The 25622-nt window shown below is 46.1% G+C and carries 22 protein-coding genes and 1 pseudogene; 7 read left to right on the top strand and 16 right to left on the bottom strand.

Annotated features, from left to right (window positions below):
• Positions 1 to 36: 36 nt before the first annotated feature.
• The 7 genes and pseudogenes from pylSc to ABFC84_15585 form a co-directional block, all read right to left on the bottom strand.
• Positions 37 to 873 carry a pyrrolysine--tRNA(Pyl) ligase large subunit gene (gene pylSc / locus ABFC84_15555; GenBank protein MEN6414155.1) on the bottom strand — a complete coding sequence of 279 codons (837 nt, stop codon included), beginning with the start codon at positions 871 to 873 and terminating at the stop codon, positions 37 to 39.
• A gap of 19 nt (positions 874 to 892) precedes the next feature.
• On the bottom strand, positions 893 to 1768 hold the full coding sequence (locus ABFC84_15560; GenBank protein ID MEN6414156.1) for a uroporphyrinogen decarboxylase family protein: 876 nt from the start codon (positions 1766 to 1768) through the stop codon (positions 893 to 895).
• 324 nt (positions 1769 to 2092) lie between these two features.
• A pseudogene (locus ABFC84_15565) lies at positions 2093 to 3484 on the bottom strand (monomethylamine:corrinoid methyltransferase).
• A 4-nt stretch (positions 3485 to 3488) separates the two neighbouring features.
• Complete coding sequence (locus ABFC84_15570) at positions 3489 to 4154, bottom strand: corrinoid protein (protein ID MEN6414157.1); 666 nt, start codon at positions 4152 to 4154, stop codon at positions 3489 to 3491.
• Between the two features lie 81 nt (positions 4155 to 4235).
• The gene (locus tag ABFC84_15575; protein ID MEN6414158.1) at positions 4236 to 4943 is read right to left on the bottom strand and encodes a corrinoid protein; all 708 of its coding nucleotides are present in this window, start codon (positions 4941 to 4943) and stop codon (positions 4236 to 4238) included.
• 271 nt (positions 4944 to 5214) lie between these two features.
• Positions 5215 to 5706 (bottom strand): helix-turn-helix domain-containing protein, encoded by a 492-nt coding sequence (locus ABFC84_15580; protein MEN6414159.1) that lies wholly within the window; start codon positions 5704 to 5706, stop codon positions 5215 to 5217.
• A gap of 27 nt (positions 5707 to 5733) precedes the next feature.
• On the bottom strand, positions 5734 to 7680 hold the full coding sequence (locus tag ABFC84_15585; protein ID MEN6414160.1) for an ASKHA domain-containing protein: 1947 nt from the start codon (positions 7678 to 7680) through the stop codon (positions 5734 to 5736).
• A 541-nt stretch (positions 7681 to 8221) separates the two neighbouring features.
• Here ABFC84_15585 and ABFC84_15590 point away from each other — a divergent pair.
• Both ABFC84_15590 and ABFC84_15595 read left to right on the top strand, forming a co-directional pair.
• Positions 8222 to 9643 (top strand): ammonium transporter, encoded by a 1422-nt coding sequence (locus ABFC84_15590; protein MEN6414161.1) that lies wholly within the window; start codon positions 8222 to 8224, stop codon positions 9641 to 9643.
• 30 nt (positions 9644 to 9673) lie between these two features.
• Entirely contained in the window at positions 9674 to 10036 is a 363-nt protein-coding gene (locus ABFC84_15595; protein ID MEN6414162.1) for a P-II family nitrogen regulator, read from the top strand.
• A 22-nt stretch (positions 10037 to 10058) separates the two neighbouring features.
• On the opposite strand, the gene ABFC84_15600 is transcribed toward ABFC84_15595, so the two are convergent.
• On the bottom strand, positions 10059 to 11582 hold the full coding sequence (locus ABFC84_15600; GenBank protein ID MEN6414163.1) for a tetratricopeptide repeat protein: 1524 nt from the start codon (positions 11580 to 11582) through the stop codon (positions 10059 to 10061).
• Between the two features lie 275 nt (positions 11583 to 11857).
• Between ABFC84_15600 and ABFC84_15605 the strand changes: the two genes are divergently transcribed.
• Positions 11858 to 12715, top strand: a complete 858-nt coding sequence (locus ABFC84_15605) for a DUF6385 domain-containing protein (GenBank protein ID MEN6414164.1) — start codon at positions 11858 to 11860, stop codon at positions 12713 to 12715.
• A 35-nt stretch (positions 12716 to 12750) separates the two neighbouring features.
• Here ABFC84_15605 and ABFC84_15610 read toward each other — a convergent pair whose 3' ends face one another.
• The 3 genes from ABFC84_15610 to ABFC84_15620 are packed head-to-tail and all read right to left on the bottom strand — an operon-like array spanning position 12751 to position 17572.
• On the bottom strand, positions 12751 to 13851 hold the full coding sequence (locus ABFC84_15610) for a glycosyltransferase (GenBank protein ID MEN6414165.1): 1101 nt from the start codon (positions 13849 to 13851) through the stop codon (positions 12751 to 12753).
• Positions 13848 to 15596, bottom strand: coding sequence for a glycosyltransferase (locus ABFC84_15615; GenBank protein ID MEN6414166.1), 1749 nt, complete (start codon positions 15594 to 15596; stop codon positions 13848 to 13850). Before ABFC84_15615 ends, ABFC84_15610 begins: the two co-directional genes overlap by 4 nt.
• Positions 15593 to 17572 carry a glycosyltransferase gene (locus ABFC84_15620; GenBank protein MEN6414167.1) on the bottom strand — a complete coding sequence of 660 codons (1980 nt, stop codon included), beginning with the start codon at positions 17570 to 17572 and terminating at the stop codon, positions 15593 to 15595. The genes ABFC84_15615 and ABFC84_15620 overlap by 4 nt, the downstream gene beginning before the upstream one ends.
• A gap of 203 nt (positions 17573 to 17775) precedes the next feature.
• Between ABFC84_15620 and ABFC84_15625 the strand changes: the two genes are divergently transcribed.
• A complete protein-coding gene (locus ABFC84_15625) occupies positions 17776 to 18534 on the top strand; it encodes a DUF6385 domain-containing protein (GenBank protein MEN6414168.1) in 759 nt (252 codons plus the stop codon).
• Positions 18535 to 18751: 217 nt separating this feature from the next.
• Here ABFC84_15625 and ABFC84_15630 read toward each other — a convergent pair whose 3' ends face one another.
• Genes ABFC84_15630 through ABFC84_15650 form a run of 5 tightly spaced genes read right to left on the bottom strand, consistent with a single transcriptional unit; the run spans position 18752 to position 22675 of the window.
• Positions 18752 to 19435: an FkbM family methyltransferase gene (locus ABFC84_15630; protein MEN6414169.1), complete on the bottom strand. Its 684-nt coding sequence runs from the start codon at positions 19433 to 19435 to the stop codon at positions 18752 to 18754.
• A gap of 13 nt (positions 19436 to 19448) precedes the next feature.
• The gene (galE, locus tag ABFC84_15635; GenBank protein MEN6414170.1) at positions 19449 to 20417 is read right to left on the bottom strand and encodes a UDP-glucose 4-epimerase GalE; all 969 of its coding nucleotides are present in this window, start codon (positions 20415 to 20417) and stop codon (positions 19449 to 19451) included.
• The gene (locus ABFC84_15640; GenBank protein ID MEN6414171.1) at positions 20414 to 20989 is read right to left on the bottom strand and encodes an SIS domain-containing protein; all 576 of its coding nucleotides are present in this window, start codon (positions 20987 to 20989) and stop codon (positions 20414 to 20416) included. Before ABFC84_15640 ends, galE begins: the two co-directional genes overlap by 4 nt.
• A gap of 23 nt (positions 20990 to 21012) precedes the next feature.
• The gene (locus ABFC84_15645) at positions 21013 to 21984 is read right to left on the bottom strand and encodes a GHMP kinase (GenBank protein ID MEN6414172.1); all 972 of its coding nucleotides are present in this window, start codon (positions 21982 to 21984) and stop codon (positions 21013 to 21015) included.
• Complete coding sequence (locus ABFC84_15650) at positions 21971 to 22675, bottom strand: nucleotidyltransferase family protein (GenBank protein ID MEN6414173.1); 705 nt, start codon at positions 22673 to 22675, stop codon at positions 21971 to 21973. The genes ABFC84_15645 and ABFC84_15650 overlap by 14 nt, the downstream gene beginning before the upstream one ends.
• A 252-nt stretch (positions 22676 to 22927) precedes the next feature.
• On the opposite strand from ABFC84_15650, the gene ABFC84_15655 reads away from it, so the two are divergent.
• The 3 genes from ABFC84_15655 to ABFC84_15665 are packed head-to-tail and all read left to right on the top strand — an operon-like array spanning position 22928 to position 25621.
• Positions 22928 to 23698 carry a transketolase gene (locus tag ABFC84_15655; protein MEN6414174.1) on the top strand — a complete coding sequence of 257 codons (771 nt, stop codon included), beginning with the start codon at positions 22928 to 22930 and terminating at the stop codon, positions 23696 to 23698.
• Positions 23695 to 24582 carry a hypothetical protein gene (locus tag ABFC84_15660; GenBank protein ID MEN6414175.1) on the top strand — a complete coding sequence of 296 codons (888 nt, stop codon included), beginning with the start codon at positions 23695 to 23697 and terminating at the stop codon, positions 24580 to 24582. The genes ABFC84_15655 and ABFC84_15660 overlap by 4 nt, the downstream gene beginning before the upstream one ends.
• Positions 24575 to 25621: an NAD-dependent epimerase/dehydratase family protein gene (locus ABFC84_15665; GenBank protein MEN6414176.1), complete on the top strand. Its 1047-nt coding sequence runs from the start codon at positions 24575 to 24577 to the stop codon at positions 25619 to 25621. Before ABFC84_15660 ends, ABFC84_15665 begins: the two co-directional genes overlap by 8 nt.
• Position 25622 lies beyond the last annotated feature (1 nt).

Here is a 25622-nt window from a genome sequence, read left to right on the forward strand (position 1 = left end):
GTATCAACCAGGTACGCAGGGTTGCAATAATGATCATTAGATATTTAGCCGCACTCCGTCTAAATAAGAAAGGCTTTTCCCCATGCTGCGTACATTTTGTCCGCCTTCCTTAACCATGGCAAGGCGTTCCAACCCAAAGCCGATTCCTACCCAGGGACCAAACATGCCCCAGTTTCCGTCAAGAAAATGGGGTCCAAAAGCCCCTGATCCCAGTTCAAGCTCTCCCTGCACGACATCAATGGTATCCCCATAAACTACGGAAGAGGTTTTCTCCAAACTATAGCCGTCAATCTCCGCCGCCTGCATCACAATTGCCGCCAGCTGCTCAATTCTTGCCTGCCGGTTTTCTTCCGGCAATCCCCATTCAACCAGATTCAGCATAGTAAATTCATTTAAATGATGATTCCCCTGAGATTCCTTACGAAAACAGGAACCAATTTCAAAAATACTGACTGGTTTTTCCCAGATGCGCAGCAAATCTTTCAGGATATAATATAAATTAGGCGCCAGCATCGGCCGCAGACATTTTTTTTCATCCAGCCAAAACACTTGAGAAAAAAGGGCATGCTCTTCATCAATCGTCATCTTTGCCAGCATGCTTTTCGCAAGAATAATCGGTGTGGTCACCTGAACAAAGCCGTTATCGGTTAACGCTTTAACCAGTCTCGTTTCCATTTGGCATAATGCCGGACGTTTTTTTTCATGACAAAGATGATTCAACCGTTTCTTACCAATCATTGCCATCCGTATTTCTTCTTTTTTAAATGCCTCATCCCGTTCTTTTTCCGTAGAAAAAGCGTTATTTTTTTGTATTTCAGTCGAATTCAATTCACTCAATCTTTTTTTCTGTACTTCCGTCCAAGAAAACGACATTCTATCTTCCCCCTATCGGCTATAGCAGCTCAATTTGCCAAACCACCGGTGTATGCATCAGCAGCGGTGTAATTTTCATACAATTGTGACCCAGTATTTTGACGTTATCATTATTCAAAAACCGGCAGATCGCTTCGCCGTATGTCAGGCTTTCCGCAAATTCCAGCCGCTTCACCGTACAAAGCCCGGCTTCTTTCATGGAAAGAGATGTTTTGCCGCATAAATGAATAATGGCTCCGTCCAGTTTTTCTTCCAGGCGTTTTAAAATATTGCAGGTACTTTTCCCGCTCAATTCCCGGTAAAGTTTCGGACCGACAATTTCACTGACTCCGCTGGGATCGGCATAAGATATGATCTGGGCACCATGTTCAATGCCGGCTTCTATATACTTGACAATACGGTCTTCCACCAGTTGCAGTACCTGCTTAACCATCTGCTTCTGCTTACTGATTCCTCTGTAAAGCACCATACTGTCCAGCAGCATTCCCAGTATTGTTAACGGTCCTTCCGCATTCAGCGCCACAATATGGCCTTCGTCCCGCAGCAGACGGATACTTTGCAGAACTTCATGAATTCTGCCTTTCGTCAAATCCATTTCTGGTATCTCTGCCAATTGTTCAATGCTGGTAAACGTATAACCTCCCGTAAACCTTGGCCCAGTGCTGTCGTTGCCAACAACCACCTTCGCCCCCAGCGCTTCCGCTTCTACTGTGACACAAAACGGAACCCTGCAGATGCTGTCCTTATCCAGTTCTTTCTTTTGGACGGCAACCGCCGCCATCGCCCGTCTGTCCGTATGGGCTTTATAAAAACTAATACCGGTCGAATGTATAATGGATTCCGGTATTTCTTCCGAGTTGATCCCCCCACATTTAAATCCGGCTTTGTTATCCATAACGGCAACTCCTTACCTTTCCTGTTTCAAGCAGCTGTCAATGTGGCAACCCACTGATTTTGTAAAACTGAATAAACCTGCTTTCTTTGACGAAATCTCTTATAATAGGAGTTATCTTCCTAACTATTCAAGTAAACTTATTCTGTTTTACAAATACAATTTTTATTATGGCGGAGAGTCCGGGAGTCGCACCCGGCTGCACGAATTTAGAGTCCATGCGATCTCTTCGATCCACTCTCCGTAAAAATTATTTCTATTCCCCCTGAAGGCAGATTACAACCACCGAAATATATAATTACCTGCAGGGGGAATGATAACAACCTATTATTTCTTAGCCCAGTAATCCAGACCCAATCCGGTCAAAATTTTTACTGCTTCGTCATAGACATCCAGGTATTCCTGAGTCGGAACAAGTTTTACCACATCATAGCACTCCTGGAACGGTTTCCCTTGGGGAGCGGTTTTGTAATTTTTTTCATACAACGCAATCAACTTATCCAGTATTTCATTCACTTTTTCCGTTTCCATACCGGCTACAGCTTTAGCGGCCTCCGCCATCATTCTGGCTTCCATACCTGTCGTATAGTTAGTCGCTACGCCTTTGCTGGCCGCCACGCCGGAAAGAATTTCCCGGCCGCTGGCTGTATCGGTGATGGCCTGAGCTGCTGTTTCCAGCAGACACATCACTGTGCAGGGGCCTGCCAGTGTATAGTACTGATTGCCCAGCATTAAATGAGTATTGGCCTCAATTGCCATGGCGCAGTGGCCTGCTACAGCCAGAGCCTCTCTGGCTGTAGTAATGCCCCAGCGCACATGAACCGGACCGTCCAAATGCCAGGTAGCCTGAGTCATTACAAAGGCATTCAGTGTGGTGGCGACGTCAACGATTGTCGTTTCCTCCAAACCGCCTGCATAGCCTCCGTAAATAGGCATCTGTTCGCACATGATAATATTGCCAGCTAATGCATAATGAGCAGTGAAAACCAATGCACCTACATCAATTTTCAACTCATTCAACTGGGATACTTCATGGCTGTCAGATGGCCTCATTCCGCCAGGAAAATCAGCTGCGATTACTCCTGCCGGTGAAAGTGAAGTTTCATTCCCCTAGAGGCCCATGCCGGTGCGGCCGGCTCTGTCCTGGGCAGCTCTTACCATAATCGCTTCTGATTTAACTGCGGCAATCTCCCAGGGGCTTCCCGGTACGGGATCATACCCTTTGATGGTCTGAAGAACACCGTCAACAATGGTATCGACTTGTCTTTCCTGGGCGTAAGACTGATGAATGGCCAGGAACTGATCTTCAGAGCAGGGAGCTCCTGTAGGCCCGCCTTGAATGATCGGCGGCTTTTTATCGGTATAACTGCGGCAAGCCAGTGTAACCGCATTCTTTCCTTCGCCATAAACCACCGATGTCGGTGCTGCTTCCAGGGCGGACAGTACTTCATCTTTCGTATACTTAATCACGCGATTGGTATCAATACAGTACACACCGCATTCCAGCAACATTTCCAAGCCTGCCTGGAACAAATTGCTAATCATTCCCGTGTCAGTCGGAATCATTTGCTTTTTGTCCATCTTTATGCCATATTTTTTCTTTAAACGGCTGGCCGTTTGCGGGATTATTTTAAAATCCCAGTCTTTTTCATCCACCTTAGGTCCGCTTTTGGCTCTTTCATACACCTCAAAAACGGTTAACGTCTGTGGAATTGCCATATTTTCACCCCCGTAATTCCGCTATTAAAGCGTTTGCTTTTTCCACTGCTTCCGATGCGGTCTCGGCATAGGCATCGGCACCGATTTTTTCTATCCATTCCGGCGATACCGGCGCACCGCCGAACATGCATTTGAATTTATCGCGGATTCCTTCTTCCTTCAATAAAGTAATGATATCCCGCTGCGCCGGCATCGTTGTCGTCATCAAGGCCGCTCCGGCTATAATGTCCACGTTATGTTCTTTCGCCTTGCTGATTACTTCCTCTGTATCGACATCCCTGCCCAGGTCAATCACTTCAAAACCACTGGCGGACAACATGGTTTTGACTATGTTTTTGCCAATATCATGAATATCTCCCTGTACAGTCATCAACAGAATCTTGCCTTTGGACACCTTGCCCATATCCTCGGCAGAAATTGCCTGCTTCAATATCGCAACGGCTGCATCAAAGGCTTCCGATGCGAGTACTAGCTGAGGTACAAACACCTCGCCTTCATCGAAAAGGTCACTCAGCGTCTGCATCCCGGCCGACAATCCATTGCTGATTGCAAACAAAGGATCCATATTGGCGGACAAAGCCTCTTTTGCCGCCTCTTCCGCCATGTCGACATCAGTTTCTTCAATAGAAGTTTTCAATTTATTCAATATCTCTTGCTGACTTAAGCCCACTGTTCTCACCTCCCTTACTTTACTATCGTCACTTGAATCTTTAGTCTTTCCATGATTCCCAACCGGTTCAGCTCCACCGTCTCACCTCCTCCGTTTGATATCGCCCTTTGACATCTGCATTAGATTGGCATTCCTGTTTTTAGCAGCTATCAGTGTTTTTGCCAAAGCAACCACCTCCGTTGCGCTGTCCGCATATCCATCGGCGCCAATTTTTTTAACCCAATCAGCCGATACCGGTGAACCGCCAAATATGACTTTAAACTGTTCACGAATTCCTTCTTCGTTTAATAAGTTAATAATATCCTTTTGCGACGGCAGCGTAGTCGTCATGAGAGCGGCACCGACAATAATATCTACTTTCAGTTCTTTTGCTTTTTCCACCACTTCTTCTGCCGGAACATCGCGTCCTAAATCAAATACTTTAAAACCATTGGCAGACAGCATTGTCAACGCAATATTTTTGCCAATATCGTGAATATCGCCTTTTACCGTATGGATAAGAATCTTTCCCAATACCGTTCTCTCTTTGTCCTCTCTTGACATTGATTCGGTCAGAACATTAACAGCAGTTTCAAAGGCATCGGCAGCCACCAGCAAATGGGGAACAAATACTTCTCCTTCATCGAAGCGGTCGCTGATCGTCTTCATCCCTTTTGCCAATCCCTTTTCAATGGCAACAACCGGAGAAATCTGCATTTCGACAGCCTCCTGAGCTGCCTTTTTAGCTAATTTGGTTTCCATCTTTTCCACTGATTTCTGCAGTTTTTTCAAGACTGTTTGCTGGCTCATACCGTGCCTCCTCAAACTAATCTTCTTTATTTAATAAAAGATGCTTATCCAGGTTGTATCCATAGATATAACCCAGATAAGCATCTTTGCTTATTTAATCACTCATTTAAGCATATTATAACGGTAACTATTTATTTGTTTTATATGAAATGTATTATAGCACCTTTACGTTTGCTATGCAATACTTTTTTAGAATATTTTATATGATATTTCAATAAAAGATACCGCGTCAATCCAATTTTATCAAATAAATACATACTTTTATAATCAATTATTTATTTTTTGATTGGGAAGACTTAACATATAACTTTTGACTACCGGAAGAACCAAGGACTGTCTTTCTATCAGCCGACCTTAATATTTGTCGTACTGTTTCAATGGAAATGGAATGTCCTATTTTTCCCTTGGCAAGCTCCGTTATATAGGCCAGCGTCCAATTTTTTGGCTCTTCCGGCTGTTTGCAGGCCAGCTGAATAATTTTCCGGCGCTCTTCCTCTGTAAAAATATCCGGAGCGCCGCTTCGTTCCAAATCCGCGATGCCGGCCAATCGCTGTTCGGCAAACCGGTTCCTCCATTTGCGGCAAGTTTTTTCCGTTACATGAAGTATTTTAGCAATTTCCGTACATTCCCTGTTCTCTGCCGCTAACAGAATAATCTGCGAGCGGATATAAAGCCTTTTTTCAACTTTTTGGCCCTTTACATTCTTTTCTAATTCTTCTCTTTCCTTCGCTGTTAACTCAATTTTGACAGCTACTCTTGGCATACCATCAACCTCTCCTGCAAATCCCTGCTAATCTGTTAAATCAGGAATTTGATCCAATATATGCTGAACATGGGGAAAAGGATCGACAGCATGGGGAAACGACATTGCCGTATAAAATTCCTTTTGAAAATCAGGCTCGGTTGCCGTTTCAATAAAATGCACCGTCTTGGCTGCTGCTTCAGCTTCAACCCGTTTATCAACATCCATAAGCGCTACTTTCGCTCCCTCGCCGGCGGCATTTCCCACAGCAATTACATTTTCCAATTCACAGTCAGGGAACATGCCTATCACCATGGCATTTTCCTTATTGATATAGCTGCCAAAAGCGCCGGCTAAAATTACTCTGTCGACATTCTCTATGCCTTTCTTCCGCATTAAAAGCTTTGCCCCGGCATACAGGGCGGCTTTTGCCAGCTGAACGGCACGCACATCCTTCTGGTTTATCGTTATATCCTGTCCAATTGCTGTTTCACCCGCCCAAGCCAGTACATATTCAAACTTTCCGTCCGCTCCCTGCCGGACTCTAGCGGACTTGACTTTTTTATTAAACTTACCGTCCGGATACAAAATGCCGGCTTTAAACATTTCCGCAACAGCGTCAATAATGCCTGAGCCGCAGATGCCTTTCGCCCGCGCCGGTTCACCGGAGACATATCCGCCAATAATTTTTATCTCCGGCTCCCCGGTGGCAGCATCAATGATTACCCCTTCGATCGCTCCAGCTGCCGCCCGCATGCCATACTTGATCTGCGCCCCCTCCAGCGCCGGACCGGTAGCGCAGGAAGCAGCCAAAACACCGTTTCGATTGCCCAAATTGATCTCGCCGTTCGTCCCGATATCAATAACAAGCACCATTTGTTCCTGCTTATACGGCTCTTCCGCTATCAGCACCGCAACATTATCAGCGCCAACAAACCCCGCCTCAATCGGCAGGCAATGAATATAGCCGGCTTGGGCAATTCCGATGCCCAATTCCCGTGCCTTAATCGTAAGAGATTGCCTGATAACTGAAACAAACGGCACAGTCCCAATGCTTATCGGATTTAAATTCAGGGCGATGTGATGCATGACCGTGTTAAAAACCAGAACGATTTCAAATACATGCTGCGGCGTAATACCGGCCGTCTTGGTCAGTCTTTTAACAAGCGTGTTAATATCGTCAATAATTAATTGATTCAGCTTTTCAAGGCCGTCGTCATTCAGCATGCAATAAGTAATCCGCGATATGACATCATCGCCATAGCGGACCTGACTGTTCATCAAAGAGTCCTGGGACAGGACTTCCCCTGTGGCCAGATCACATAAATATGCCGCAAGCGTGGTTGTGCCGATATCCATGGCAATCCCATATGCTTTGTCACAGTCTTGCGGCTCTACGGCAATAATTTCTGAATCCTTCCATATCGTAACATTCACTTTCCATTTATTTTGCCGCAAAATATCAGGCAGAACCTTCAAAACACTATAATCAATATTTATGTCTTTACCTCTCTGAAATAACCGGTTCGGCAAACCCGCTTTGAGACGATCAGCATCATCACGGTAATCTTCCAGCGTTGGCCTGTCCAGTTCCACTTCATATTTTCTTACAGCCGGATTGATCTTAAAAACTTTCTTTTGTCCATTTTCCAGAATAATCTGCCGGGCAGCTCTGCTTTGTTCCGGGACATACACTGCAATATCTCCCTGAATTGTCGCACAGCATGCCAAGCGATAATGAGCGGCCAGTTCCTCCGGCGTCAGCAGCTTTTTTTCCCGCTCACTTACCGGTGACAAATGTGCCATACCGGAAGTAATGCCGCAGCTACCAAAAAAGCCTGCTTCAATTTTAACTTTGCATTTGCCGCACATTTGAGCTCCGCCGCAGGGTGTTTCAATCTCAGCTCCCAGCTTTCTGGCGGCATCAAGTACAGTTTGATTTTCGGAAACCGTTCCCCGGCAGCCTGCTGGCTGAAAAACCGCAGTATATTCCATGATAAATTCTCTCCATTCCATTTATAACGATACCAACTTATCTGATAATACCTGCCGTAAATATCCATTAATGGCAAAATGCCAATAAAAACAGATGTTCTGCGAAGCTACGCCGGAACATCTTTGTTCTCATTGCTGATATTTTATACTGTTATAATAGCAATATCATCTTTTTCTGTCAATCATATCTGCAATAAATATTACTACGCAAAATATATCTTAGCGTAAAATGATATATATAAATCCATTAAATTCGGTATGATATTTTTATTGACAGCTGTTTTTCAATCTGCTAGTATATAAACATCAAATTTGATTCATTCATCAGGCAATGCTGCCTTTGCATTTTTTTGCAAAGGCATTTTTGTTTTTAGTCATCTGGACAATGATGTCCTGGGGATTATGCTCCCCAGGACATCTCTGTTTTTTTGAAGGAGGTGGCCCCCATGGTATTATTTCGTAAAAGCATCTAATTCAGTACTTTATTTGAAAGCCGTGTCCAAGCAAAAATATATCGACTGGAATGAAAGGGGTTTTATGTATGAAAAAGCTATGTACCGTTCTTGGGTTACTGCTCGTTCTAACCGCACTATTAGCTCCCGTTGTTTTCGCTGCTGAAGGAGGAGACGCTCCTGTGGTGGAACCGCCTAAAATCGATACCGGCGATACCGCATTCGTTATGCTGTGCGCCGCATTGGTAATGCTAATGACCCCCGCGCTGGCAATCTTTTACGGCGGCATGGTTCGAACAAAAAATGTATTAAGCACAATCATGCAAAGCTTTATCTGTCTTGGCATCGTGTCCATTCAATGGGCGCTCTTTGGTTATTCTCTTGCTTTTGGACCTGATGTAAACCATATAATTGGCAGTTTGGACTGGATGGGGCTCAATACTGTGGGCGTCGATCCAAACGTTGACTATTCGGCTACGATCCCGCATCTTGCTTTCATGATCTTCCAAGGAATGTTCGCCTTTATTACACCCGCCATTATTTCCGGTTCTGTCGCCGAACGTGTAAAATTCCCGGCTTATTTAGCCTTCATCCTCCTGTGGGCAACTTTCGTCTATGATCCCGTAGCTCATTGGGTATGGGGTGTTGGCGGCTGGCTGCGCGACCTGGGTGTGCTTGACTTTGCCGGCGGTACTGTCGTGCATATTATTTCCGGAGTATCCGGTCTCGTTTTTGCCATTATGATTGGCAAACGCAAGGGCTACGGCAGTGAAGCGATGGTGCCTCACAATCTGCCATTGACTGTTATTGGCGCAGCTCTCCTGTGGTTTGGCTGGTTTGGGTTTAACGCCGGCAGCGCTCTCGGTGCAAACGGCACTGCTCTTACCGCCTTTGTTACGACTCATATGGCCGCAGCCACCGCTACTGTGTTCTGGGTCATCGCCGAATGGCTGCATCATGGCAAACCGACGATTCTTGGTGCGGCATCCGGCTGTCTTGCCGGTCTGGTTATCATAACTCCTGCCGCCGGCTTCGTCAGCTCCATGTCTTCCATTATTATGGGCGCCATTGGCGGCACCGCCTGCTACTTCTCCGTAGCCGTAATGAAAACAAAGCTTGGTTATGACGATTCCTTGGATGCTTTCGGTATCCACGGCTTTGGCGGCACGTTAGGCGCGATTCTTACCGGTTTCTTCGCCTCAAAAGAGATTAACTCCGCCGGCGCCGATGGTTTCTTCTACGGTAATCCGGAACAAGTACTGTATCAACTTGCCGGTGTGGCTACCAGCTGGATATTCGCTGCCGTAGTAACCTTCATCATTGTCAAAGTCGTTGGCCTGTTCCTGCAAATTAAAGCCGATCCCGATGAAGAAGTGCAAGGAATCGATCTTATCGAACACGGCGAACGCGGTTACGCCCATCAGGATATCGCCGTTGGTTCACCGCTGAACTTTTTATCAAATACTGCTTCCAGTCAGTCAGCTGTTGTGAAAAAAACAACACTGGCGTAACCTCGCTGTAGAAAAGAAGGGGGAAATCCGATGAATCCGCTAACAAAAATTGAGATTATTACCCGGCCGGAAAAATTAGATGAACTGAAAGAAGCTCTGAATAAAATTAATGTGGCCGGTATGACTATTACAAATGTGTATGGCTGCGGTTTAAGCAAAGGCCATAACGAAGTTTATCGCGGCCAAGAATACACTATCAATTTAGTACCAAAAATCAAACTTGAAATTGTAGTTTGCGAAATTCCGGTAGAACGGGTGGTAGAAACCGCTAAAAAAGTTTGCCGTACCGGTAAAATAGGTGATGGTAAAATTTTTGTCTACTCTCTTGCTAACGCCGTACGAATTCGTACCGGCGAAGAAGGAGACATCGCGATTATGGAGCCAAATCAATAACGTAGAATTATTTCCCCGATTTTTATAGCTCCTTGCGTCTTTCGGTTGGGAAGACGCAAGGAGCTATCTTAAACTGAGCGGCTGCGGCAAACCGTTTTGTCACCTGCTCACCCATTCTCTGGCCCATAGCATTATACAGAGTAATAAGTCGGCAACGGCATTCCTGTGTTTCCAAATCAACCGCCTCCCCATAACGCGCGGCGGCCTGCACATCCTGGCGCATAAACTCATACAGGTCATAGAGTTTGCAATAATATTCCGGTTCCCGGGGTTCCAAGGCAATTGCCTGCCGGTAGCAGCCGGCAGCTTCCCCTGGCGATCCGGTTTGCTGCAGCAAATCAGCCAATGTGCCGTAAGCCTCCTGGCAGTCCGGATGAGCAGCCAGATAAAGACGTACATAATACTTGGCATCCGTCAGCTGACCATACTGCTGCCACAGTCGACCGATGATCAATCCATATTCGTTTAAACAGGTACCATCCAGATGATTCAGCAGTTCTTTACCATATTTCCATCGCGTCAAATCGAATGTCCGTCTTAGAATGTCCAGCAATAAAGCCATGCCTTCTTCCCCTAAAAGCACGGAAAAACTCTCCTTACTATTGGACGCATCCCGCAGCAGTCTGATAACCGCCCCGGTATCGGCAGATAACCCCAGCACAAATAGCTGCTCAGCCAGCATAGCGACGATATGGCCGTTGCCCTGAAACCAAAAACATAAAAGTAGATTGAACTTGGCGACCGGGTATAATGGGTCGTCAGAAGTAAATAAATCAAACAGCCGCAAAGCTTCCAAATGGCGTTCCTGTTGAATCAGGCATATAGCCTGATTCAGAATGTTCTGCGAGGGAACCGGGTACTCCGGCATCCCCTGTTCATAGTAATCCAGCGCTAATCTGAACGCTCCCTGTCCGATAAGAATTTGAGCCATTAGCAAATGCGCCTGGGGGGAGCGAAGCTCACACAGTTTTTCCAGGCACTCCCTGGCATATATCGGATCTTCCCTTGGCCTGAGAATGCGGATGATGCACTCCAGGGCGGTAACGAATGCTGGATTATCCCGCAATCCCCGAATGTAGTAGCGTAGCGCCTCCTCCTCATTGCCGAACTTCTCAGCCAATTGTCCCAGATAAAAACAGGGGCAAAATCCCCTGCTTCCGTTAAATGCGTCGTAATGATCCGGTTGCTCCGGCAGTGACAAACATTTAGCAAAAAAAGTATATGCTGCCCCATAATCTTTCGCCTCATAGCTTACCTGACCACTGCATAAATACAAACCGGCATGGTCGGGAAACAGCTCTAAACCGGTACGGGCCGCCGCCAGCGCTCGTTGTGGCTCCCCGCTTTTATAATAGGAGTATGCCAGATAATTAAATAGTTTTGGCAAAAACATTTGCCTATGATCGGTTTCCTGAACCGCAAATTCGAATTCCCGGGCTGCATCCTCAAAGTGCCCAGCCCGAAACAACTCTATTCCACAGTGATAACGTGCCTGGTAATTATCCGGAGCAGCTTCAGCCTTCACAATCATGCATAAATTATCCATATTCACACCTTAACTTAAATAGTATCTATACTACTATATGCCATGGACATTTACGATGTGCAAACGGCATCCGTTCGGCGTTAACCGGCCTGATGCCGTTGATATTATTCCAATTATATATTAATCTCTTATGTCACTTTTCAGACTGCTGCGTAATATTATGTACTAACAGCTTTACTAAACCACCCGGTATCTTCGCAAGTGCTTAAAGTAAATATGTAACCGATTAACAACTCTTGATAAATTTCCCTAATATAAAGTGAGGAGGTATTTTCGTGGGCGTTATTTTTTTTAAGCCCCCGGTTATGGATACATCTGTCAACCTGGGCTCCCGCCATCGTCTTCGCTGCCGCGAGAAAGAATTAAATGTTGGCCGGAAGGACGACGACACTTTCCGTGCTTTACTGCAATTTGATTTATCCCAATTGCCCTTTTCTTTACCGATCTTTCGCGCTACATTATATTTATTTCTCTTCAGCGACTATTGCGACAAATCGCAAACCATTCAGTTGTTTCAGGTATTATCCCGCTGGAACCAAAAAACGGTTTCCGGAATTAACTTTCCTTTAACCGGGGCCAAACCAGTTGACACTGTCCTGAAAACTAACCAAAACAAAGACTGTTTAGCTTTCAATATAACACCGCTGGTGGCAAAATGGCAAAGCAGTCTGGCGGCAAATCTGGGTGTCATGATCAGAACGAAATGCGAAATTGGTTTTAACAATCTTATTCGTTTTTGCAGCAGCGAATTCAATGACTCTTCTTGCTGGCCGTACATTGAAATCAATTATCTGGAGCCCCATCCGCCCGACGATCAGGGCTGCCCTCATTTGGAGTTCCGGTCCAATGTCCATACCTCAGACGAAATAAATTGCACCAACCCGATCAATACTTTATGTTTTAGCTATTCGTATTTAGTGATGAACAGCGGCGAATCCCCGGCAATTGCCTATCTGCAAATCAGTCCGGACGGTGAAACATGGCTGACTCAGACCGAAACAGCCAGGATACAGCCAAAACAACTGCACACATTTGCCGCCATCTACATTGCCAAATTCTCGCGATTATGCTACACATCCGCAGTTCCTGGCCAAAGTACTGCCTTAACTGTTTATGTACAAGGAACATCATAAACAACAGAGACCGGCAAACCTGCCGGTCTCTGTTGTTATGTTTTTTCTACTGTTGACTGCCGCTGCCTTAATTCCTGCAACCGGCCCTGCGGATACTGCCACTGGTGTGCCAGGCGGCAGGCTGCTAAGTAGGCGGCTTCCGCCTGATCATTCCGGCCGGTCATCAGCAAAGCATCCGCCAGCAATACCTGAATGTGGCAAAGCGGTAAAAGAGTATCTGTTCCTGCCGCTGCCGCCTGCCGCAGACCGTCAGCAGCCGCCTGCCAGTCACCAGACTGAACAGCTGTCAGTCCCTTCAATAGACAAAATTCCGGATCTCCGGGAAACATAATCAACGCATTGTCCAACAGACGGTTCAGCCGCTCCCGCTCACCGGTTTGAAGCATTCCCGTCCCCAAAGTAGTAATCACATGATGAAAATAGCCCTCTCCCCCTGTCAGACGCACCAAAGCAGCTGACAAAAATTCATTGCCCTGGATAATATCACCGGCCTGAGTAAATTCAATTCCCAAACTGTACAGCAAAAACGGATCATCCGGCTTTGCTTCCAATGCCCGTCTAATAATACAGATATTGCGCTGATGCTTATTTTTCGCCGCAATTCTTTTCTGCAGATAGCCGGTATGGAGAATCGCAATACCGGAGTGAACCAGGCCAAAATTTCCGTTTTGCTGCTTTATGCTGCCGATAACTTGTTCATGAATCGCTCCTTCAAACCGGTATAACGGATTGTTCTTAAACAACCGCACGACTTGATCGCTGACCTCTTCCTCCCCATCCCCCAGCAAGCTGCGAATGGTAAGAAAATAACCTTCCACGCCGGAAGCGGCAAGCAGCCGGGCAAACAATTCCCGATCAACAGGTTCCAGTACCTCATCACCATCCAGGACTAATATCCAATCGCCTGCAGCCTGACCCAGGCCAAAGTTGCGGGCGGCGGCAAAATCATCCTGCCATGCATACGGCACGACCTTGGCCTTAAGCTTCTCTGCCAGTTTCACCGTATGATCGACAGAACCGGTATCAACAACGACGATCTCATCGACCAGCCCCGCCGCGCTTTGGATGCAAGCTGTAATGCAGTCTTCTTCGTTTTTCGTTATAAGGCATAAGCTGACTGTCGGCTTGATTTTCATACATATAAACTCCTTGCCGGAAGATATTGAATATTCATCAATTCTTCAACGTCGTTCCCCTGTTTCCGCCAAAATTCGACCGTCAGCCGGGCACCGGCTGGCGACATGCCGGAAACAAGGTCAAGAGCCTCGGCCGCCAGCCGCCGGAACATAGCTCCGTCCCTGCCTGAACCGGCCCGCAGACAGTTGGCGGCAACATTGAGCAATACCCGGGCTGCTTCTGTCTCCCGGAACTTTTCCACCCCACGGTAGTATTCGCCGCCGCTGCAGCGAGAAATCAAGCTTAACAGAGCCCAGGCAGCGCTGCGGTTCTCGGCTTGACGCCATAAGGACAATGCCGTATTCTTAGCCTCCCGGTACTGTCCCGCAAAAAGCTGGGCGATAAACTGATAAGTATGGCCGGCCGCAGATAATTCCATCGCCGCTTTCTTCAATTTATTCAAGACCGCCAGTGCCTGCTCGCCGCGTCCGCAATATACCAGGCAGCGGACTAAAGAAAGATCGCTGTCTCCTTCCGGCAAATATTCATCCCCCTCAAGGCAGGACAGTGCCAGTTCTGCATAGCCGGAGATAAAAAATAATTGGGCCAGAATACTTCTCCATTGTTTATTCTCAAGGCAGCCGACTGATCGGAAACGGTTAAAAGACCGGCTGGCTCCCTCCGCGGCCAGTCCGAGAAAAAACAGATTGCACAGCGGGTATACAAAATCCGGATTGGCTGTTAAGGCTTGCTGATACAAAATTTGAGCGTTCTGAAACTGGCCCAGCTTCTCATGACATTCCCCGGCATGGTACAAAGCGAGAAAACTATCCGTACCATTCGTATGACTAAAAACAGCCGACGGACATCCGCTGTCCAGCGCCTTTTGAAAATATTCCAGTGATGCCCGATAGTCCCCCATTATAAGCAAAACCACTCCATAATCAAAAAAAAGGTCCGTATAAGCAGGATAACGCAGGATTTCTTCCCGACATACGCAGCAGGCGTCCTGCCACCGATTAAGCGCCGATAGACAAGTAATGGTGTGCCGCACCGCCGGTGCCCGGAATAGAAGATGCTCTTCCGGCAACCGGCGTCGTGTTTGCTGAAAATAAGGCAGTGCTTTGCTGAATTGCCCAAGTCCCATCCATTCTACGCCCAGATAATACTGTAAAAAGCAATTTTCCGGCTGGTCGGCTAACGCTTTTTTTAATAACGCTAGGTTGCGTCCTCTTTTACTATTTCGTTCCCGGGGCAAAACCAGTTGATGGATGATCACCGGACCTGGCGCAGTCCCTACCGCTTCCGGCTTCGCCAGCACAACCTGCTCGTGAATTATCCCGGAATACCGGTAGAACGGAGTGTTTCGGAACAGCCGCAGCACAGCACAGCGGTCGTAATCACCGGCTGAGGGTGTACGCTGATTGTGCAGCGGCAGAAAAAAAGCCTCATATTCAGGGTGCTGAATAATTACCCCATGCAGATCGCCGCTGTTTTCAGCAAGTTGTTCGTCCGCATCAAGGGATAAAATCCAATCACCGTTACACTGGTCAAGGGCATAATTGCGGGCAGCGCTAAAATCTCCCTTCCAGGGAAAAGAAAAAATCCTATCGGAAAACTGTTTGGCAATTTCCACTGTTCGATCGGTTGAACCCGTATCCACAATAACAATTTCGTCGACAAGCCGGTGAACGCTATTGAGACAGGCGGTCAGATACTTCGCTTCATTGCGTACAATCATCGCCAGACTAATGGCCGGAATCATGGCTTGCCTGCCTCCTCCCCGGACAAAACAAGGGAAGTTATCGGCGAAAATCGCTCTGCCGCTTTATCTAACACAGCCCGGCCTAACTCCTTATAAAGAGCAATCAATTTACAATAGTACTGCGGTTCCCGGGGATCTTTGTCAATCGCCTGCCGGTAATAAGACGCCGCCTCGAAAAATGCTCCTGTGTCCCTTAGCAATTCGGCCAGCAAGCCATAGGCTTCCGCACTGTCCGGATGAGCGTTTAGATACAGCCGCACAAAATTTCGTGATTCCTCCAGACGGCCGTATTTTTTCAATATTTCACCAATTTTTATTCCGTATTCGGTTAAACAATTTTTATTCAAGCGCTGCAGCAGCTTTTCTCCGTAATCCCATCGCTTTAAAGCCAGCGTCCGCATTAATATTTCCAACAACAGGGTCATACCCTCTTCCTCCAGCTGCATAGTAAAAGCTTCCTTTCCCTCGGAAATATCCCGCAGCAAGCCAACAACCGCGCCGGTATCCGGCGTCAGCCCCAAAGCAAAAAGCTGGTCAGCCGCTTTCCTGACTTGATCGTTATTGCCCTGTAACCAAAAGCAAAGTAATTTATTCATTATGGCTAAAGGATATAACGGCTCCTTCGGCAGAAATAAATTGAGCAATTCCACGGCTTCCGGATAATTTGCTTGCTGCAGCAAGCAAACAGCCTGATGTATCGTGTTCAGCGACGGTTCCTGTATTCCTGCAGCTCCCCGGCGGAGATACTCCAGCGCCAGGCCAAAAGCTCCTTCGCGGAAAAAAATCTGTCCCATGATTAAATAGGCTTGGGGTGAACAAAAGTCGCATAACCTTTCCAGTGCGTTCCGGGCATATACCGGGTCCTCCCCCGGTCTGAGAATACGGGTGATGTTTGCCAGAATAGGAAAAAACAGCGGATTATCCCGCAATCCCTGAATATAGTAGCGCAATGCTTCCTCTTCATTGCAGAATTTCTCTGCCAGCTGTCCCAGATAAAAGCACGGGCGAAATCCCCGCATACCGCTGTGTGAGGCATAATGAACCGGCTGCTCGGGTAAAGACAGACATCTTTCAAAAAAGGCGTAGGCTGCCCCGTAATTCTTGGTGTCATAACTGATCAACCCGCCATAGTAGTAAAGATCGGCATAATCAGGAACTTGGGCTATACCGGTATTGACCATGTCCATTGCTTCTTCCAGTCTGCCTGCCCCGTGGTATGCCATTACAATGTAACGTATCACTCTCGCTAAGTAAAGTGCTCCCGGCTCAAGCTGCTGAATCACAGCCAAAAATTCCCGTACGGACGCCTCAAATTGTCCGCTCCGGTATAATTCTACTCCATAGTGGTAACGCAGCGAGAGACTGTCGGGATGAACCGCCAATTCTTTACTGAGCATTGATAAATTACGGTTTATCTTGTCTTTTTCCTCAATTTGCTGATTCAGGTAGCCGTAATGCAAAATAACAACTTCTTCGGTGATTAGAAATTTAGCTTGGTGACTGCGCGCCTGTATAGTATCCACAATCTGTTCATGCACCGCATCATGAAACCGGTAATCAGGCCGGTTACGAAACAAGCGAAAAACCATGTCCGGGGAACATTCGGAATAACTCTCGCTGCCTACATAATTAATAATTTTGATAAAATAGCCTTCCACATCGTTAGCCTTCACTATCTCCCGCAATACGGCGCCGCTGCCGGCTGTCATTGACTCATCCGCATCCAAAAATAAAATCCAGCCGCCGGCAGCCAAATCCAGGGAAGCGTTGCGGGCATCACTAAAATTGCCGTTCCACAAAAAAGATTGAACTTGCGCGCCATATGCTCGGGCGATTTTCATCGTCTTATCGGTGGAACCAGTATCAATCACAATGATCTCATCCACAGCTTCCTTTACACTTTCTAAGCAGCGGGCGATGTTCTGCTCCTCGTTTTTGACAATCATACATAAGCTAATCGTAATATTATTATCCATAACCTGCTCCTTGTAAAAATCGCTTTTATAATACTATATGAGCCATTTTCAGAAGAAGTGCGCCCGGCTGGCTCTTTGCTAAGCACAACAAAATCTTCCCTTGCCATTCAAATTCTGTCACCTTTGCGATACGAAACCATATTATGTAGTAAAGCCGTAATTCGTAAACCAATTTACGGTTAATTTTGAAAGGAGGCAAACCAGTGCCTAACTTTAAGATGTTTCAAGACCTTCCGGAGCAAGCGAAAATACAAATTTATGGTTCTTCAACGACCTTCCCCATCCAAACCGACACTTCGGGTAATTTAAGCGTCACCGGTACCGTATCCATCACCGGCACCCCGACCGTCACCGGTACCGTATCCATCACCGGGACTCCGACCATCACTGGTACCGTGTCTATCACCGGGACCCCAGAAATCACCGGTACCGTGTCCATCACCGGCACTCCGACCATCACCGGTACCGTGTCCATCACCGGTACCCCTGAAATCACTGGTACCGTATCTATCACCGGGACCCCGACCATCACTGGTACCGTATCCATCACCGGGACTCCGACCGTTACCGGTACCGTGTCCATTACCGGCACCCCGAACGTATTGACGACTGTCGCTACAACCGATGTTCCTCAAATCGGCATTACAAGCTCCACTACCGCATATACCGCATACCCCGCAAACCCGGGCTTTAACGTGCTGAACATCCCCAACTGGAGTTTTGGCATTGTCAACACCAGTGCGGTTACCACTGATTTTGCTAATCTCCAATTACAAATAAGCCCTGACGGATTTTCCTGGTTCGATGAAGGGGGCGCGATAACCCTGGGTGGTGTCGCCACATCCGTAGCCAATATATTGTGGTCAAGCAGAGTCCTCAAATATGCCCATCTTCAATATAGCAACGCGAGTTCAACCAGCAATATAACACTTAACATCTACTTCCAAGGTCAATTTAGTTAATCTGTGCCGGTTGCTTCGTTCCGCCAAATTCTCTTAAGATGCCTTCGTCTCGGAGGAGGCGCTTCTATGCCATTCAACCTACCCCCTTTTAATAAAAACAGTAGATATCGGCAATTCAGCCGATATCTACTGTTTTTATGTTAGCGCTTCATCTGGCGCAGAGGTTATTCTTGCCTGCCATTGCCGCGCGGTCAACACAAAATCAGTGCATTTTCTCCTAATGCTGCTTCGTAACCGGAGAAGTGTCATTGCTTCTCCAGTTCTCCCATACAAACGGAAATTGATAAGTAATAAAGTGTGTTTTTGCTAATTCGTTCTGTATATGAATCATACGCTCAACTGCGTTTGGTACGAAGTCATGAAATTGGACCTGAATATTTTTAATGAATGATATCGCCTTCATTTCAATTAAATGTTCCAGCAAATCATATTCTCCGCCTTCAATGTTAATTTTCATCAAATCGATATTGGAAATGCCAGCCGCTTGAATAAAATCATTTGCCCTAACAAGAGTAATTTCTCTTTTTTTGTCTCCTTCTATAAATATTGACGACGAATCCTTATCCACATTCAGCATTGCCTTTTCGTCCTTTTTCCCCAGCCCAAATGAGTATACATGTATATGATCAAACGAATCAAACCTTTCCGCAATATGCGCGGCGTATTCCCTTACGGGTTCAAACACATGTATAGTACACCCATATCTTGCAAAAATATTTGCCGTCCATTCGCCCTGATATCCCCCGAGATCAAAGACAATCGATTTTTGATCCAAATCATATTCAAGCCGCAGTGTTTTGTCCCCTTGCGCCAGAAACCAGGGAATGACTCTTTGCTGCGGCGGCATTGCAAAAGCCTGCTGCGCAGCATTCAGTATTCCTTCTTTCTTATCCTTCCCCACGTCAACCCATCTCCTAATATTTTCTGTCTTCTTCCCATTTCCACGCTGACAACAATATTTGTTCCACTCCCAGCTGTGGTTCCCACTTTAACAGCTGCTTCGCTTTTCCCTTAGAAGCGATTAATCTGGCAGGATCGCCTGGTCTCCGCTCAGTGATGGTAAAATTCACTTTACGTTTAGAAATCCGTTCAAATATTTTAATGATCTCAAGAACGGAAAATCCTGTATTACTCCCTAAATTAAAAGACTCGGAAACGTCATTTCCTAAAATATAATTCAGCGCCGAATAATGTGCTTGCGCTAAATCCGCCACATGAATGAAGTCCCGAATACAGGTCCCATCCGGCGTAGCATAATCGCTGCCGTAAACAAGCATTTCCCTTTTCTTCAAAACAGACTGAAGGATAAGGGGAATCAGATGATGCTCAGGGCTATGGGATTCCCCTAGCTCACAATCGTTCGCGGCGCCTGCGGCATTAAAATACCGCAGAGCCGCATATTTGATCCCATAGGCTTTTCCGTAATCCCGCAGTAATTTTTCGCCGATTAATTTTGTCTCGCCATAGGGGTTGATGGGAAGTTCTTTATGCAATTCGTCGATAGGAATATAGTCAGGTTCGCCGAATATTGCGGCCGACGACGAAAAAATAATATGCCGAACAGAGTATTCAGCCATTACCTCCAGTAAGGTAATCAATTTGCTGACGTTATTTTTATAATATTTATCAGGATTTTGTACAGAATCAGGGACATCGGCAAATGCTGCCAGGTGAATCACTGCATCAATCTTCGCCGTATTGAAGATTGACTTCAGTACATTTTCATCACCGAAATCTCCCTTAATAAAATCTCCTTGCTTTACCGCTTCACGATGTCCAGAGGACAAGTCATCTAAAACAATTGTCTGCAGTCCCTTTTTGTTCAATAAAAAATTGCAATGACTGCCGATATATCCTGCTCCGCCGGTAATTAATACATTCACAAAAAGCCTCCTTCGATAATGAGTTTTCGAAAATATTGACTGATAACATGTCCTACGATCAGATGAATATCTTCTACCTGACCATAATTAAAATTATCAACCACGATATTCGCCTGCGTGAGTTCTTTTAATTTTCCTCCGTTGAATCCCAATATACCGATAGTAGTTACATTGATGCTGTTGGCATAGTTTACAGCCTCCACCAGGTTTGGTGAATTCCCTGATGCAGAAATGCAGAGCAATATATCTTCCGGCTCCAATAAATTTTCCAGCTGTTCTTTAAAAACGTCCTGATAAGAAATGTCATTGGCTATGGCGGTCATATGAGCAACATTATCATTCAAACTCATTATCTTTAGTCTTTTTTCACCGGTAACGGTAGTGCCTTTGCCGAAATCGCAGACATAATGGGAAGCGGTTGCCGCACTGCCGCCGTTGCCAATCACGTAAATTCTCTTATTTTTTTGATAAGCTTCCCATAAAATATTCAGTATGGTGTCAATGTCTCCGACAGAAAGAGTGTTTAGCGTATGAATCAATTCCCTGCAATATTGTTTGAAATATACGTTCACATTGCCCCTCTCCTCATATATCGCTAGGCCAAATAAATGATTCGGCTGCCGTGTTCGGCAATCTTGAAGTCAAGCCTTTTCAGCTGCCTTAAAGCAGCTTGAACTTGCTCCTGCTTATTTTCATCGCAATAAAACAGCAAGAATCCACCGCCGCCGGCGCCCAAAATTTTGCCGCCACCGGCGCCTGCCTGCCGGGCCTTCCAATAATAATCATCAATCATCGGATTGCTGATCCTGTTACTCAACTGCTTTTTCAACATCCAACCGGCGTGAAGGCTTTCGCCAATCTTACTGCTTACACCACCCGTCAGCAGGACATTTTTTAAATTGTCCGCTTCTTCCCGCAGACGGTCTAAATATTCCAGCTTATTTTTCGTTTCTTTCTGTTGATCAAATAAAATATCGCCGGCCGCGCGGGTAATGCCGGTATAGAATAGCAGGAATTTTTTATTTAGTTTACGCATATCATTTTCGTTTAAATTTACCGATTCATGTAGAACCGTTTCATCGGGATTAAACCGAAAATAATTGATATTGCCGAAGGCTGCGGCATATTGATCTTGTTTGCCAATGGGTTTCCCTAATTTATTGATTTCGATTTGACAAGCCTTATCCGCCAGATATTCCGAAGATTTTTGCTCTCCTTTGAATGTATATAAAGCATTTAATAAGCCGACTGTAAAACTGCTGGAAGACCCGAGTCCCGTCCCGGCGGGAATATCGGCGACAGATGTAATCTCAATACCTTGGGTAATCCCGGTCAGTCTGAGGCATTCGCGGACAATCTCATGTTGGATTTGCTCAATATTGTCAACAATTTCTGTTTTTGAATAACTGATTCGCAACGTATCGTCAAATCGTTTATTCACCGTAATATATACATATTTATCAATCGCTGCGCTAACGACCGCACCGTATCCACCGGAATAATAGGCGCGTAAATCCGTGCCTCCTCCGGCAAAGCTAATGCGAAATGGAGTTCTAGATATAATCATTTTTCCAGTCCTCATTTGCTTTTTTGTAATTTTCCCACGTGCCGATATCCAGCAGATATTCACGAATCCTGTATCCCCGCATTTTACCAATTAACAGCGGCAATATATCATAGCCAAAATCAAATACCGTTTTTTCGGCAGGAAAGTAATCGAATAGCCGCTGATCGGCTGCATAAATGCCGGCATTGGCCAGATTGCTTTTAGGGTTAACCGGTTTTTCACTAAATTTTGTAATTACATTATCCGGATTCATCACCGCAATTCCACACTGCCCGGGATTGCCGGTCAAAAACAAGCCCATTGTCAAAACATCCGGGTGGCTTGCGTGAAAGGACAGCAGTTTACTGATATTCAGACAAGTCAAATTATCGGCATAACAAATTAAAAAATCCTTTTCATTGGAAACGAAGTCTGCATTCTTTTTTACTGTGCCGCCGCTGCCTAAGAGTTCTTGTTCAAATACAAGTTTGATTTTCAGGTCCGATTGCTGTAGCCCTTCAACATAATGCTCAACCTGCTCGCTGCGGTAATGGGTATTAATCAGCACTTCCGAGACACGGTACTTTTGCAGCAGCTTAAGCCACCAGTATAACAGCGGCTGATGCTGAATGGGGACCAGGCATTTTGGCATATTGTCGGTAATTGGCCGCAGCCTTGTTCCATAGCCTGCGGCAAGCAGGAAAGCCTTCATGGATACCGCCCTCGAATCATAATCAGAGCCTGCCCGCAAAAGCTCCAGAAAAGCGGTGCTAAGCTTATGTATTATATGCAGCTGCTTATCAAGCCGCCACCGTCTTAGCCTAATTTTACAGGAACGATTCGCCGCTTAACCGGAAATACTTTACACCCCCACCAGGGAGCAATATAAATCCGGTATGCATATAGTAAAGCATACCGGATTAAACAATGGAATGAGGAAGCTCACCACAGGGAGGCGCTGCCATTGGATGTAACGACACTACAAAAAAGGATTGTTGAGATTTCGGCCCAAGCACGGGAAGGACATATTCCCAGCGCTTTATCGATCCTGGATATTCTGACAGTGCTGTATGATAAAGTACTGCGTTTTGATCCCGGCAGACCGGAATGGGAGGAACGGGACCGGTTCGTTTTAAGCAAAGGGCACGGCTCGCTGGCACTGTATACCATCCTTGCTGGAAAAGGTTTTTTTGCTGCAGCCGAGCTGGAAGCATTCGGCAAATACAACAGTATTCTGGGAGGACACCCTGATCGTACCAAAATTCCCGGCGTAGAGGTTTCTTCCGGTTCACTGGGACATGGGTTCCCTATTGCTGTCGGTATGGCGCTGGGACTTAAAATGAAGAATAATACATCGAGTAAAGTCTTTGTATTAATTGGCGATGGGGAAGCGAACGAGGGCTCTGTATGGGAAGCAGCGCTATTAGCGGCCCATCATTCATTAACCAATTTGTATTGTATCGTCGATAATAATCATTCTACTGACAGGGCTTTGGCAATGGGAGACATAGCGGCCAAATTTTCTGCCTTTGGCTGGGATACCCAAACCATAAACGGCCATAATCAGGCAGAAATTCTCCCGGCGCTGCTTACGAAAACAACTGACAAACCTCTGGCAGTTATCGCAAATTGTATAAAAGGCCATGGCTGTAAAATCATGGAGAACAATCCTGCCTGGCATCACCGGGTGCCTTCAGTAAATGAAAGTAAGCTCATCTTGGAGGATATGGTATGAGCATGCGACAACAATTCGTCAACTCAACGGAAGAAATACTGCGTGACGACCCCAAAACAGTTCTGCTGCTCGGTGATATCGGTGTTTTTGGTTTTCGTAATGCCTTCGAACGTTTTCCCACCCGGGTTTATAACATTGGCATTCTGGAACAGGCTACCATCGGTTTGGCAGCAGGGCTGGCACTGGAAGGCTGCATTCCCATTGTCCATACGATTGCCCCTTTTTTGGTTGAACGGGCCTTTGAGCAATTAAAAATTGATTTTGGCTATCAGCAGCTCGGCGGCAATTTTGTCAGTGCAGGAGCATCCTATGACTACGCCGCGCTGGGGTGTACCCATCATTGTCCCGGTGATGTGGGTATTCTACTCAATTTACCGGGCATGGAAATCGTTGTTCCGGGGACTTCACATGAATTCGCCCGATTACTGCATGCGAGTTACGATAACGGCCATTCCACCTATTTTCGCCTCAGTGAACAAGAAAATGAACGCTCATTTGCGGTGGAATTCGGCAAAGGCGCTGTTATTCGCGAAGGCAATTTGGCGACTGTGATTGCCGTGGGGCCGGTGCTGTCTACGGTTATGGCTGCATGCTCCGATATGGATATTACGATTTTATATTATACCTGTATAAATCCAATCGACACGGATTTATTGCTGCATCACTGCAGCTTAGGAAAAGTATTATTTTGTGAGCCGTATTTCAGCGGTGGAATCGCCTATTCCCTGCTAAGTGAAATACCCTGCACATTCGCGAAAGTCGATGCAGTCGGCGTCCCCCATAAATTTCTTCGGAAATACGGAACAAAGAAAGAGCAAGATGAAACTGCCGGCCTTACCCCTGAAAACATTAGAATACGAATTGAGAGGTTAATCGATGAATAGTCTTGCCGACCGCATCATGGAGGACGCTGCCGGAACTTGCCTGGCAATTGATTTTAGTGAAATGAACGGCAAAACAATTATGATTACCGGAGCAGCAGGCTTAGTCGGCGTCCATTTAACAGCTTGCCTGAAAACAATTTCTAATAACAAGAAAGTAAATTTTCAAACGATACTGCCCCTTCATTCCGTTTCACCGGCTTATTTCAACGAAATTGCCAATTTTTCTAACGTTACCCTTCTTTACGGAGATTTGACGGATAACGTATTTTTAAATAGCCTGCCTTCTGCCGATTACATCCTTCATGCTGCCGGCTATGGTCAGCCCGGCCGCTTCCTGGAAAATCCGCTTAAAACGATCCAAATCAATACGACGGCGACAATTGAATTACTGAAAAAACTAAAACCGCAAGGAAAATTTCTGTTCATCAGCACCAGCGAAGTATACAGCGGCTTAAAAAATCCCCCTTATCACGAAGACGATATCGGCTCAACCAACACCACTCATCCCCGAGCCTGCTATATTGAATCCAAACGCTGCGGGGAAGCAATTTGCAATAGCTGCCGGGCAAATGGTATTGACGCCAAATCGGTTCGCTTGTCGCTGGCCTACGGTCCGGGAACGAAACCGGGCGATAAGCGGGTGCTGAATTCCTTTATTGAAAAAGGATTGAACGGTAATATTGATCTGCTTGATAAAGGGGAAGCCAGACGTACCTACTGTTATATTGCCGATGCGGTTGAAATCATGTGGAAGGTTCTGTTTCAGGGGAAAAACCCGATCTATAATATTGGCGGCTTTTCGAAAACCACCATTGCCGGTTTAGCCTGGAAAATTGGAAAATATTTAAATGTGCCGGTGAATATTCCGCAAACCGGCAATGATCTGCCGGGCGCACCCGGCGATGTCAGTTTAAATATGGAGCGGGTAACAACTGAATTCAAAAAAACAGCCTATGTACCGTTTGATGCCGGTTTGACCCGGACCATAGAATGGCAAAAAGAGCTTTATCGTCGATATCAGAATGAACAGGAGCGTTGAT

This window comes from Veillonellales bacterium (genome assembly GCA_039680175.1).
Lineage (GTDB): Bacteria > Bacillota > Negativicutes > JAAYSF01 > JAAYSF01 > JBDKTO01.